This window comes from Tunturiibacter gelidiferens (assembly GCF_014201335.1).
Taxonomy (GTDB): domain Bacteria; phylum Acidobacteriota; class Terriglobia; order Terriglobales; family Acidobacteriaceae; genus Edaphobacter; species Edaphobacter lichenicola_E.
The window spans coordinates 251613-263096 of the sequence record NZ_JACHEB010000011.1 but is presented as its reverse complement, the minus strand read 5'-3'; the positions used below and the strand labels follow the sequence as shown (position 1 = coordinate 263096).

The window sequence follows — 11484 nt, the reverse complement described above, 5'->3', positions numbered from 1 at the left end:
AAGAAGACCGACTTGTCCGTCCACACTCAAGCCCATCTCAACAAGATCGCGCTGCGTCTCAACCAACGCCCGCGAGAGACCTTGGGCTTTCAAACGCCGGCGAGTAAACTGCAAGCCAGTGTTGCATCGACCGGTTGAGACCGCCAGGGTTATCGGCAAGCTCAAACTCTGGACACTGACGGACTGTACGCAGAAGAAGAATGGGATACAGTTAATCTGTGAGTCCGAGTCGCCACCTTCGTCGAATGTTTGCGCTTCTCCTGGCATGCCTTTGGCTCACGAGTGCATCTTTTGCCGAGCATCTCTCTGCAAAGTTTCCGCTGTGTCAGCCGGACCACTCTCCTTGCTGCCCATTACCAGTGAACAATGCGCCTGTATCTTGTCCGGCGTGTCAGGCGCCCATCGCAGCCGCGGAAAAACAAGAGAGCAAATCGGAGGAAGTCCGTTTCACACCACATTCTGAGTGTGTTCACCACACCAGGCCGGCCCTTCAACTCCACATAGCTCTGTACGAGCTTACTCAAGGTTTACGCTATCATCCGACCGTTTTTCAGCTTAAGGACGATCTGCGAATCTAGAGAGATTCTCTATTCTGGCGCGCATTTCACGGCCCGTTCTTATCTATGGTCGTGTCGTTCTTTTTCTGAAAACCTAAAGGAGATTTTATGAAGATCAAAGTCCTGTCGTTGATATTTGCAGCAGTTATGCTCTCGTCTCTGTCGGCTTCCGCAGCAACCGTTAACGCCTGCTGCGGAGACCCTGCGTGTTGTGATGGCGGCACTTGCTGTCAATAGTAAGTGTCGGAACGGAGAGGCCGCCTTCGGGCGGCCTTTCTCATGTGTGCATGAGCTTCATGCTACCTAGAGCGTGGCTGTTGCGGGCTTCCTCTCTTCTGTAGCGATTGAGCCACGCTTCCAGCGATCATCCGGGCGGAGAATATATTGCCTTACAACATATCCCCAGGGGATGAGGGGAATAAATATGACGACTACGAGAACTGCCTGGATGTCACTGGCCGCGGCAGGGGTCACCTGGTGAGCGAGCCACAGCGGCAGAGCGAATGCAAGAAGGTAGATCGCTTTCCAGGTGAGTTCGAACAGCAGCAACGGGATCATCTGTACTGGATAGCGAAGTCCGAGAACCGCAGTCAGGCCGAGACCCGCGAATAGGGAGAGTTGAATGCCATGGGCAACGGCTTGCTCCGGGCTGTGGTGAATGACGGTCGGCCAGATGACGAGACCAAGGCCTACGGCGAGGATCAAATAGCAAAGCCGCAAAGTGTAAAGGCGAAGGAGTGAAACTTCGTGCATGGGGCACCTCGACATGTTTAGAGTCTGCAGCGCATTAGGGGCCAGGGAACATGGACTGGAATCGACGACAGCTGAGTTTCGCAGGAGACGCCTTCGAGACCCTGCTCCTCACATCACTGTGGTAGAGAGCGGTGATACTACGCTTCGTGGGCGCGACATGATACGAAGAGCGGTTAGAGGAGTTCGGGAGCGAGGAGGTCGCGCATGGTTTCGCGGCGGCGGATGAGTTTGGTGGTATCTCCGTCGACGAGGAGTTCGGCGGGGCGGGGGCGTGAGTTGTAGTTGGAGGTTTGCGACATGCCGTAGGCTCCGGCGTCGAGGAGCAAGACGAGGTCGTTGGGCTTGACGGGCGGGAGGACGCGGTCTCGGGCGAAGAAGTCGCCTGATTCGCAGACGGGACCTACGATGTCGGCCGTGAGGGTCGACTTCCCTGCTGGTTGTTTGATGGGGATGATTTCGTGGTGCGCGTGGTAGAGCGCGGGGCGGATGAGGTCGTTCATGCCGGCGTCAGTGATGATGAAGGTTTTGGTGCCGTTCTTTTTGACGTAGAGGACGCGGGTGAGGAGCGCGCCTGCTTGCGCGATGATGAAGCGACCCGGCTCAAGGAGGAGATGAGCTGATTCGGTACCAAGGCCTTTGGTGAGGGCGGCGGAGTATTTTAAAACTTGTTTTGCTGGATCGAAGGCTGTCGCGCCGTAGTCGACCCCGAGGCCACCGCCTGCGTCGACGTAGCGGATGTTGTGTCCGTCTTTTCGTAGATCGGCGATGAGGCTGGTGACACGGGTGAGCGCGGCGGAGAAGGGATCTACCTTGCGGATCTGCGAGCCGATGTGGACGGAGACGCCGGCGGGGTCGAGCCACGTTGATTTTTTTGCGCTGTGATAGATGGCGCGTGCGGCTTTGATGTCGATGCCGAACTTGTGCTCGCTGAGGCCGGTGGAGATGTAGGGGTGGGTTTCGGCGAAGACGTCGGGGTTGACGCGGAGGGCGAAGCGGGCGACTTTGTTGCAGGCTTCGGCGCGCGCGGCGAGGAGGTGGAGCTCGGCTTCGGACTCGACGTTGAAGAGGAGAATGTCGGCGTTGAGTGCGGCGTCAATCTCCCAGATCTGTTTGCCTACGCCGGAGAAGACTACTTTTTTTAGGGCTGCTTTGTGGGCTTTGCGCACGCGTTCGAGTTCGCCACCGGAGACGATGTCGAAGCCTGCTCCCTGCTTTGCGAGGAGACGCAGGATGGCGAGCGAGGAGTTTGCTTTGACGGCGTAGCAGATGGTGTGGGGGCGGCTGGCGAAGGCTTCGGCGAAGAGTTGAAAGCGATGGGAGATTTGGTGCGCAGAGTAGACGTAGAGCGGGGTGCCGTGTTCGGCGGCTAGAGCGGTGAGGTCCGCTCCATCGCAGTGGAGGAGGCGATTGCGGTAGGCGAAGGGTCGTGGGCTGGGTTGTGATGCGGGCGGCGGGGGGGCGATCTTTTTGGGCAAGATTTAGGTGCTCTTTGCGGGAAGGGCGTAGGGGGCTTCGGGGATGATGACCCAAGCGGCGATGTAGGCGATGGCGCCGACGCCGGTGAGGACGATCATGAGAGCTGTGAGGACGCGGACGAGGTTGAGGTCCCAGCCATAGTGGAGAGCGAACCCAGCGCAGACGCCGGCGATCATGCGGTTGTGGCGCGGGCGAGTGAGCTGCGTGGTGGTTGGGTAGGTGCCCATGGGAGGCGGAACAGCGGCGGCTGGTGCTCCGCAGGCCGTACAGAAACGGGAGGAAGGATCGACTTTATTGCCACATTGGGTGCAGAACATGAGCGTCTCCGAGAGCTTCTATTTTGCCATACGCTCTCTGAGATTGAATACGCAGAGATGGGGTTGCCGGTTCCAGTGTGAGCCGGCAGCCCGCGTGTGTTGCTAATGATTTAGCTGCTGGGAGAAGAAGTCGGCCATGTAGGTGTAGGCCTCTTTGGTCTCGGGGAGGCTGATGTCGTTCCAGAAGGCGTGAGGGAGAGCCTCGAAGACGATGAGTTGGGCATTGTCGCCACTGCGCAGGAAGGCGCGGTGGAGGATGGTGGTGCCGCTGAGCAGTTGGTCGCGGGTGCTTGTGATGAAGAGGGTTGGGGGCATGCCGTGGAGATCGGCGTGGAGGGGCGAGAGGACGGGGTCTTTGGGGTCGGTGGTACCGGTGTAATCAGTGTTGCGGGGCTGAGTGCCGGCGACGGGCAGGCTGCCGGTGAGGCCGCGTAGGGCGTACATGGCTTGGGAGTCGGTTGTCTGGCTAAGGTCGCCCATGCCGGAGAAGATGCCGAGTGCGCCGGGGAGCGGAAGGTTGAGCTGCGTGAGGCGGACGGCGACTTCAGCGGTGAGGATGGCTCCGGCAGAGGTGCCGTAGAGGGCGATGTGGGAGGGCTTGTAGGTTTTGAGGAGGTCGCGGTAGACGGCGATGGTGTCGTCGACGGCGGCAGGAAATGGATGCTCGGGAGCGAGGCGATAGAGGACGGCGACGACGCGGGTGTGGGTGAGGTTGGCGATGGGGATGGATTCGGTGAAGGAGCCGGAATCGGCGTTGAAGCCGCCGCCGTGGACGTTGATGAGGACGTGGTCGGGGTGCCGGGGAGTTTCGTCGAGGGGGAGGATGTTGCGGACGGGAACGCCGGCGATGGTGAGGGATTCGATCTTGACTGGATAGGCTTTGAGGGAGACTTCGCCGGCGTGAGTCTGCCAGGCATCGGTGGAGGTGCGGCGTTCGGCGAGGGTCTGGTTTTCGGCTCCGGCGGGGCGGCGGAGGGTGTCCTGGGCCTCGGGACTGATGGTTGTGGGGACGGGGATGACGCGGGTGACGTGCGCGGTGCCGTTGGCGTCGAGGACGCTGGAATTGTTTTGGGGTGGTTGTTGGGCTCTCAGACTGACGGCGAACGCGAGGAAGACAAGGAGGAGGCGATGGAGGCGCATACGTGGGACTAGGCTAGCAGGATTGCGAAGACGAGTCTTATGCGCTGACAATCGGTCACGACATTTGTTCGCCGCTTGCTTCGCAGCGTATGTCCTGCCGGACGGGCCCACTACGCGTGGCGCGGCCACTTCGTGGCGGGTGTACCTTTTTATTTTCCTACGTACGGAGTCTTGAGGTAGCGGTGGGCGGCGTCGGATTGAGATTGGTCGCCTCCTCCGGCTGACGCGAGCTCGTATTGTTTTGTCGCTTCGTCGCGCCTGTGGAGGAGGTCGAACATTTCGCCGGCGTTGAGTTGGGCTCGGCGGCGGATCCAGTCGCTGCATGTGGGCTGGGCAGCAGCTCGGAGATAGTTTTGCGCGGCGTCGGCGATCTGATTCTGGCCACGTTGTGTGTCGGCGAGGCCGAAGTAGGCCATGTGGAGGCGTGGCTCAACGAAGTAGGTGGGATTTTGCGCGTCTGCGAGAATGGCGCGGTAGAGAGCGATAGCTCCCGGTCCGTTGCCGGAGTCCTTGGTGAGGTTCGCGACCTCAAGGCGAAAGAGGTAGTCGTGAGGGTATTGGTCGGCGAGACCTTTTTGAACAACGATCGCTTCGGCATAGCGGCCGTCGTGGCGCAGGAAGAGCGAGAGGGCGGTGCGGGATTCGATGGGAGTGACGATGCCATGAGCGGCGGATTCGCGGAGAAGGTCGAGGCCTTTTTCTTTGTTGCCTCCAACTCCTGCGATGCCGACGAGCATACGGACGAGGCGAGGAAGGCTGGCGACTGCAAACTGTTGGATGCCCATGGCCATCTTGGCGTCGTCGTACTGAGGGTCGATTTTGAGAGTCGCTTCGCTGTCGTTGCGCGAAGCCAGGCCCTGACGGGCCGCGGCAACGTAGCTGTGGTCGCAGAGAGTAATGAAGGCGGCGTGCAGGCCGCGAGCGTATCCGCGGGCGAAGTAGGCGTTGGCGTCGTTGGGGTTGGCGTTGATCTGCTGATCGGTGAGCGCTACGGCGGAGTTGGTGAGCGATTCGATGCGATCGCGGACTGACTGAGGAACGGGCACGTTGCGTCTTGAGGTGAGGAAGGAGTCGTGGGCGTAGTAGGTGGTGTCGAGAAGGTCCTGGCGATAGAGTTCGCGGAAGACGATGGTGAGAAGCACGTTGCCGATGGCGATGGCGCTTTGCGGGTGGGTTAGCTGGACTGCTTCGAAGCGTGAGAGGGCGCCTTCGTAGTCGAGGGCATAGAAGTGTTCGAAGGCGTCGTGGACCTCGGGGGTGAGGTTGACGGGGTCGGTGTGGGCGGCAGGGTTATAGGTCTGCGAGTTGGCTGTGGCTGCCAGCAGGAAGACGAGAAAAAAACTGAGTGGTTTCACGCTGCGTTTTATGATTCTTCTCCGGGCCTGGTGTACAAAGCGCTGAGGTATTTGATGTCTTCTGTGACAGATTCCGATTGAGAGAACGTCTCTGAGGTAGGGTACACGGAATTGGACGCGCGTCATGGCAGACTGTACTCTTTGGGCACCGGAAGTTGGCGAGAGCCGCGGTATCTTCCTACAGAGTGAAACGGACTTTATGACACGGGTCGAGTTGCTTCAGTTGCTGGTCGGGCAGGCGCGCACTAACGGGTTCGAATTTCGTAGATGGTATGTGGGGAAGCTGGGTTTACCGTGGCAGAACGCTCGCCAGGCGGTGGAGGTGCTGGCTACGGAGCGGCGCTACTACGCGTTGCTGTTTTCGCATGAGTTCGCCTCGAGCTTCTGGAAGCCGGGCGAGCTGATGACGTTTCAGGTTCCGATGCAGTCGTTCACCCGCAGGATGAAAGACGGCTCGATCGGGACAGTGCAACGCAAAGGGTACACGCGACGGAGTGCGCGTGAGGATGCGTGGCTCTATCACCTGAGGGAGATGGCAGCTGCGGAGGAACCGCTTCGGTATATGCGTCGCTACCTGCGGGTGGAGGACGATCTGGAAGAAGAGCAGATTGAGAGTGTGCTGGGTGAGGCGGAGGGGTAGGTTTGGGCGATAGTAGTGTGCTCAGTGAGTTGTACGTTCGATTGGCGATAGGTTGTGGGCTTTGCGGATGGCGAGAATTTGTTTGAGGTGATGCTCGCCGTGGATGAGTTGGAACTTTCTCCACTGATTGACGTTGAGTGGTCCCAGGGCCATGTGGCTGGCGAACCGGCAGGTTGTGCCGAAGAGCGCTTCGGCCTCAGCACATAGCTGATCGAGATGTGCCAGATGCTCGGCCGCGGCGGCGGTGAGTTCTTCACCGCAGAGTTGGTAGTCTGTGACAGCGGGCGAGACCAGAGGCGGGGCTTTGCGTCCATGCGGGAAGTAGCCGAGATGGATGAGAGTGTACTGGGCCATATGCTGTGGGACGCTGGGCTTTGCGCGGGTGGGTGTTCGCTTGGTGAGGCGCGCGTTCAACGCCATCTCGGTTCCGGAGTAGCTGAGAAGGAGATGCTCCATGATCTGCTGAATGGTCCATTTGTGCGGGCGCGAGGGTGGCTGGAGCTGGGTCTGCGTGGCGTCAAGTCCGTCGAGGCAGAAGGCGATCTCGCGTTGAAGGCGATGGAGGGTGGTGTTCATAAGGCAGGATCACGTTACACCGGCTCGAGGGGTGGCGGCTAGTGTTCTCTGCAGGGGCGAAGGCTGGCTTGTCGACGGCGAGATTACTTGAGTTGATCCAGCGCTTTGCGGGCTTCCTTTGCTTTTTCGCCGTCGGGATCCAGCTTGAGGTAGGTCTGGAACTCGGCGATTGCTTCGTCTTTTTTCTTCATCTTTTCCGCGATCTCGGCGAGAGCGTAGTGCCCGGCTGAGTATTCGGGCTGGGTTTTGACGGCGTCCTGCGCGCGGAGATAGGCGCCCTTCAGGTTGTCGTCACGCATGTAGAACTTGGCGACTCGGAGGTCTTCGTCGACACGCTCGTCGTCTGTCTGGACACGCGCGACTTTGGGGAGTTTGCGATGGACAGAGCTACCTTCGGCGCCGGGTTTGGGCATATCGGTGTCGGGGACGTCTGAATCTGTGCCGCTGGTGCTGCTGTCACTATTGCTATTCCCACTACCACTGCTACTGCTGGAGTCGTCTCCGGGAAGAGCGGGAGCGGGTGTTGTTGGGAAGGGGTGCTCGGTTGCAGCGGACGACGGTGTGGTGGCGCCGGGCGAGTCGGGTGGCGGGGTTGCTGGTGGTGCTGGTTTTGCGGGCGCGCCAGGGAATGGGAACTGTTCGGCGGTTGAAGGTTTTTTTGCCGGTGGCGGGCATGGTGTGGATGGTTGAGATGCGTTTTGGCTCGGGGCCGGGCATGGGGCTGAGGGGTTTTGCGCGGGCGCAGTCTGTGCGTGGCAGGCCGCGGAGAAGAGGAAGGCGGCGAGCGATGCGCGGATTTTAAGACTGATTGCCATAGGACTCGGAGTTCTTCTTCGATACTTTGACGATGTTGCGTGGAGGTTTGTTATAGTCAGCTGACCCAGGCTGCTTCCCTGCCTCTATTTTATTTGATGGAACTTCTTTAACTATGGTTGATGGACTCATTATTCGTTCTTCGTCGATTCATGCGGCGGGCTGCTATACAACTCGGGCAATAAAAAAAGGCAAGCGGGTCGTCGAGTATGACGGGCCGAGGTTTACCAAGGACGAGGCGGATGACAGGTACCAGGACCGCGATATTACCTACCTGTTCAGCTGTGGGGAGAATGGGTTGGTGATCGATGGGTTTGGGACGGCGATGTTTATCAACCACTCGTGCAACCCGAACTGCGAATCGGACAACGTGGATGGCCGGGTGTTCATCGTGGCAATCCGGGATATTGCGGCGGGGGAGGAACTGACGTATGAGTACAACCTCTACGACAGCGACGATGATGAGCAGAACTGCTACTGTGGGGCGACGAAGTGCAGAGGGACGATGTTCAGCGAGGCTGAAGTGAAGCGGCGGGCTCGGAAGGCGCGGGCAGCGGTTCGGGCTGGGCGTTAGTTTTCTAAGTTTTGAAGGGCATAGGCTCAAGGCGGGCTGCGCGCACCGGCGCGATCTGCCATCGAGGCTGACGCGCCTGCGGCGCTATCGTGCGCTGATGATAAACGTTCCGCTCGTGGACGATACAATAGAGGTTGACGGGTTATTGCGACGATCGCGACTTCCCTACTTTCCATATGGCATATCAGGTTCTTGCAAGGAAATACCGGCCTCAGCGTTTCGCAGATGTTGCGGGACAGGATCATGTGACCGTGACGTTGATGAATGCGCTGACGCAGAGGCGGATAGCGCATGGATATATCTTCAGCGGACATCGCGGCATCGGGAAGACAACGATTGCACGTATTCTTGCGATGGCGCTGAACTGCCGCAATACGATTGGCTCGGCGGTGCGACCGACGGCAGAGCCCTGCGAGGTGTGCGAGAGCTGCACGGAGATCAGGGCGGGGAATGCGGTCGATGTGATCGAGATCGATGCCGCGACCAATCGTGGGATCGATGAGATTCGTGAGCTGCGGGATGCGGCGCGGTATCGGCCGGCGCGGGATAAGTACAAGATCTACATCCTCGATGAGGCGCACCAGATTACGGATGCGGCGTTCAATGCGTTGCTGAAGACGTTGGAGGAGCCGCCGGATCATATTGTCTTCATGATGGCGACAACGCAGCCAGAGGATATTCCGCAAACGGTGCGGTCGCGGTGTCAGCACTTCAGCTTTCATGCGGTGAAGCTGGTGGACATTCTGGGCGAGTTGCGAGGAATTGCAGAGCGGGAGGATGTGGACGCGGATGAGGCTGCGTTGAGCCTACTCGCAGAGGCGGGCGACGGGTCGATGCGCGATGCGCTTTCGATTATGGACCAGGCGATTGCGAGTGCGCCGGTGGAGGATGGGCGCGCACGACTGGATGCGGGACAGATTCGGGAGCTGATGGGGACGGTTCCGAATGCAGTGTTTGAGCGAATTCTCGAGGCGGTGGATGGGAATCGGAGCGCCGAAGTGATTACGGTTGCAAATCAACTGCTGGATGCGGGGAACTCTCCGGCACAGCTGGCGCGGCAGTTTGTGAGGTATCTGCGGAATACGGTGATTGCGAAGATTGCTGGTATCGGCGTCGATGGCGCGGGTGCAGATGGGGTTGCGGGAGAGTTGCTGCAGATCTCGGCGGATGAGCAACGGCGTGCGGGACGGTCAGCTGCGCTCTTCAGCGAAGAGGAGTTGACGAGGTTTCTGCAGGTGATGTTGAAGACGTTTGATGAGCTGGGATACAGGCAGGAGCAACGGTTTCACTTTGAGCTGGGCTTGCTGAAATTGGTGCATCTGCGGCGGCTTCTGCCGATTGAAGCGGTGTTGAGCCAGTTCCCTGTTGCCGGCGGGGCGAGGCCCGGCCCAGGTGTGGCAACAGCGAGGACGGTGAGTGCGCCTGCTGCACCGCCACCGAGGAATCCAGTGAGCGGAGCGGCGACGGCGCGTGTGCTTGAGACGAGCGCAACGGTAGCGAGCGCGAGACCGGCGTTTTCTCCCTTTGAAAGGGATCAGAGTAGAAATCGGTTTGATGAGAAGGCCGTGGTGGCAGCGCCGATTGTGATTCCTGTCGTTCCTGTTGCGGGTCCGGTTGTACCGATCGCGGCTCCGATGCCTGTGCCAGTGGTAGTACCTGTGCCGATTGCCATTGCGACGCCTGCGGAGATGGTGCTGACGGACGGTGATGCGAAGGGAGCTGCGCTGGTGGAGCTTGGAGATCTAGCGGAGACGGCAGTTGCAACGTTGCACGCCGTTGCGCAAGAGGAGAGTGCGGAGAACGGCCGCTCAGATATGCAACTAGATGCGTTACATTCTGCGGAGGAGTTGCAGAGAGTGGCCGTCGATGCTTTGTTGGCGGCGAAGAATCAGGCGACGCCGGCCGATGCGCTGGGGGATGCAGATTGGACAGTGACGGAAACAGAGGTCCGGGTGCAGACGGAACTGTCGAAGACGATGCTGCCGTTAGTAATCAATCCTGAGGTGGAGAAGCTAGTGAAGGCTGCGTTGCGGGATTCTGGTGCCGGGGCATTGAAGCTGGTGTTGCTTCCGGGCGTGAAGAGCGCAGCCAATGCGAAAAAGCCGCGGGCAGCGAAAAGTGGAAGCGTCCAAGCGAAGGCCATGGAGCATCCAATAGTGCAAAGAGCGCAAACGTTGTTCAACGCTGAGATTCGAAATGTGATCGATCTGCGGGACAACGACTAGCTGCTCATAACAGCACTGGAGACGATGATGGATTTTTCTGATCTCGGAAAGATGAAAGAGATGATGGGGCAGGCGAAGCAGATGCAGGAGCAGATGGAGAAGAAGCTCGCTGCAACGGTGGTGGAAGCTTCGAGCGGCGGTGGCGTAGTGACCGTCCGGATGAATGGCAAGAAGGAGGTTTTGCGAGTAAAGATTGAGCCGACTGCGATGGGAAGTTCGGCGAGCGACCTGGAGTTGCTGGAGGATCTGATTGCAGCAGCGGTGAATGAAGCGGGTCGACGTGCGGACGAGGCGATGAAGTCGAGCGTGCAGGGAATGATGGGTGGGTTGGGTCTGCCGGATCTGCCGGGGTTGGGATAAGGTGGCTAGTTCTTTTGGTGCTACCCCGAATCGCTTTGCGGAGCCGATGTCCCGGCTGATTGAGGAGTTGAGAAAGCTGCCTGGGATTGGGAGCAAGAGCGCGCAGCGGCTGGCGTTTCACGTGTTGCGATCGTCGGCGGAGGATGCTGAGGCGTTGTCGGTGGCTATACGGGAGTTGAAGCTGCACCTGCGGCTTTGCTCGATCTGCAATAACATTACGGATATTGATCCTTGCGGATATTGCGCGAGTCCGGTGAGGAATCAGCGGCTGGTTTGCGTGGTGGAAGAGCCGACCAATATTGGGACAATTGAGAAGACGCGGAGCTACCACGGCGTGTACCACGTGCTGCATGGGACACTTTCACCGATTGGCGGGGTGGGGCCGGAGCAGTTGCGGATTGCGAATCTGCTGACTCGTTTGGCGGAGGTGGATGAGGTGATTCTGGCGACCTCGCCGACGACAGAGGGAGAGGCCACGGCGGGATATCTGGCTCTCGAGTTGCGGAAGATGAAGGCCGATGTGAAGGTGACGAGAATTGCGACGGGTGTGCCGGCGGGAAGCGATATCGAATATGCCGATGAGGTGACGATGACGCGGGCTATGGAAGGGCGGCGCGAGTTTTAGCTATTCGCTTGCGCAGCTTTTGGTGGTGGTGATTCGTCTAACTCGTTGTACGAACATAGATAACCAAACGGGT

12 protein-coding genes and 1 pseudogene are annotated in these 11484 nt (G+C 59.3%); 6 read left to right on the top strand and 7 right to left on the bottom strand.

Annotation, left to right across the window (positions count from 1 at the left end; all coding sequences use genetic code 11):
* Positions 1–138 (top strand): annotated as a pseudogene (locus HDF14_RS27865) (IS30 family transposase); the annotation flags it as partial.
* Between the two features lie 722 nt (positions 139–860).
* Here HDF14_RS27865 and HDF14_RS20920 read toward each other — a convergent pair.
* The 5 genes from HDF14_RS20920 to HDF14_RS20900 all read right to left on the bottom strand — a co-directional run bounded on the left by HDF14_RS20920 (position 861) and on the right by HDF14_RS20900 (position 5598).
* A complete protein-coding gene (locus tag HDF14_RS20920; RefSeq protein WP_183980557.1) occupies positions 861–1310 on the bottom strand; it encodes a hypothetical protein in 450 nt (149 codons plus the stop codon).
* Between the two features lie 173 nt (positions 1311–1483).
* Complete coding sequence (gene lysA / locus HDF14_RS20915) at positions 1484–2785, bottom strand: diaminopimelate decarboxylase (protein WP_221304798.1); 1302 nt, start codon at positions 2783–2785, stop codon at positions 1484–1486.
* Positions 2786–2788: 3 nt separating this feature from the next.
* Positions 2789–3103 (bottom strand): PspC domain-containing protein, encoded by a 315-nt coding sequence (locus HDF14_RS20910; RefSeq protein WP_183980555.1) that lies wholly within the window; start codon positions 3101–3103, stop codon positions 2789–2791.
* Positions 3104–3205: 102 nt separating this feature from the next.
* The gene (locus tag HDF14_RS20905; protein WP_183980553.1) at positions 3206–4243 is read right to left on the bottom strand and encodes an alpha/beta hydrolase; all 1038 of its coding nucleotides are present in this window, start codon (positions 4241–4243) and stop codon (positions 3206–3208) included.
* Positions 4244–4392: 149 nt separating this feature from the next.
* Complete coding sequence (locus tag HDF14_RS20900; RefSeq protein WP_313899653.1) at positions 4393–5598, bottom strand: tetratricopeptide repeat protein; 1206 nt, start codon at positions 5596–5598, stop codon at positions 4393–4395.
* A gap of 124 nt (positions 5599–5722) precedes the next feature.
* Between HDF14_RS20900 and HDF14_RS20895 the strand changes: the two genes are divergently transcribed.
* Positions 5723–6238: a hypothetical protein gene (locus tag HDF14_RS20895; protein ID WP_260698457.1), complete on the top strand. Its 516-nt coding sequence runs from the start codon at positions 5723–5725 to the stop codon at positions 6236–6238.
* Between the two features lie 21 nt (positions 6239–6259).
* Here HDF14_RS20895 and HDF14_RS20890 read toward each other — a convergent pair whose 3' ends face one another.
* Positions 6260–6814 (bottom strand): DinB family protein, encoded by a 555-nt coding sequence (locus tag HDF14_RS20890; protein WP_183980551.1) that lies wholly within the window; start codon positions 6812–6814, stop codon positions 6260–6262.
* 83 nt (positions 6815–6897) lie between these two features.
* A complete protein-coding gene (locus HDF14_RS20885; protein ID WP_183980549.1) occupies positions 6898–7629 on the bottom strand; it encodes a tetratricopeptide repeat protein in 732 nt (243 codons plus the stop codon).
* A 113-nt stretch (positions 7630–7742) separates the two neighbouring features.
* On the opposite strand from HDF14_RS20885, the gene HDF14_RS20880 reads away from it, so the two are divergent.
* The 4 genes from HDF14_RS20880 to recR all read left to right on the top strand — a co-directional run bounded on the left by HDF14_RS20880 (position 7743) and on the right by recR (position 11411).
* On the top strand, positions 7743–8201 hold the full coding sequence (locus tag HDF14_RS20880; RefSeq protein WP_183980547.1) for an SET domain-containing protein: 459 nt from the start codon (positions 7743–7745) through the stop codon (positions 8199–8201).
* Between the two features lie 176 nt (positions 8202–8377).
* Entirely contained in the window at positions 8378–10426 is a 2049-nt protein-coding gene (gene dnaX, locus HDF14_RS20875) for a DNA polymerase III subunit gamma/tau (RefSeq protein ID WP_183980592.1), read from the top strand.
* A 27-nt stretch (positions 10427–10453) separates the two neighbouring features.
* The gene (locus tag HDF14_RS20870) at positions 10454–10786 is read left to right on the top strand and encodes a YbaB/EbfC family nucleoid-associated protein (protein ID WP_183980590.1); all 333 of its coding nucleotides are present in this window, start codon (positions 10454–10456) and stop codon (positions 10784–10786) included.
* A gap of 46 nt (positions 10787–10832) precedes the next feature.
* Complete coding sequence (recR, locus tag HDF14_RS20865) at positions 10833–11411, top strand: recombination mediator RecR (protein WP_183980545.1); 579 nt, start codon at positions 10833–10835, stop codon at positions 11409–11411.
* The last annotated feature ends 73 nt before the right edge of the window (positions 11412–11484 follow it).

What these genes read in the sequence shown, in the direction of transcription:
- HDF14_RS20920 (WP_183980557.1), bottom strand. Translation starts at nt 1,310, where the DNA reads ATGCACGAAGTTTCACTCCTTCGCCTTTACACTTTGCGGCTTTGCTAT.
- HDF14_RS20910 (WP_183980555.1), bottom strand. Translation starts at nt 3,103, where the DNA reads ATGTTCTGCACCCAATGTGGCAATAAAGTCGATCCTTCCTCCCGTTTC.
- HDF14_RS20905 (WP_183980553.1), bottom strand. Translation starts at nt 4,243, where the DNA reads ATGCGCCTCCATCGCCTCCTCCTTGTCTTCCTCGCGTTCGCCGTCAGT.
- HDF14_RS20895 (WP_260698457.1), top strand. Translation starts at nt 5,723, where the DNA reads ATGGCAGACTGTACTCTTTGGGCACCGGAAGTTGGCGAGAGCCGCGGT.
- HDF14_RS20890 (WP_183980551.1), bottom strand. Translation starts at nt 6,814, where the DNA reads ATGAACACCACCCTCCATCGCCTTCAACGCGAGATCGCCTTCTGCCTC.
- HDF14_RS20885 (WP_183980549.1), bottom strand. Translation starts at nt 7,629, where the DNA reads ATGGCAATCAGTCTTAAAATCCGCGCATCGCTCGCCGCCTTCCTCTTC.
- HDF14_RS20880 (WP_183980547.1), top strand. Translation starts at nt 7,743, where the DNA reads ATGGTTGATGGACTCATTATTCGTTCTTCGTCGATTCATGCGGCGGGC.
- dnaX (WP_183980592.1), top strand. Translation starts at nt 8,378, where the DNA reads ATGGCATATCAGGTTCTTGCAAGGAAATACCGGCCTCAGCGTTTCGCA.
- HDF14_RS20870 (WP_183980590.1), top strand. Translation starts at nt 10,454, where the DNA reads ATGGATTTTTCTGATCTCGGAAAGATGAAAGAGATGATGGGGCAGGCG.
- recR (WP_183980545.1), top strand. Translation starts at nt 10,833, where the DNA reads ATGTCCCGGCTGATTGAGGAGTTGAGAAAGCTGCCTGGGATTGGGAGC.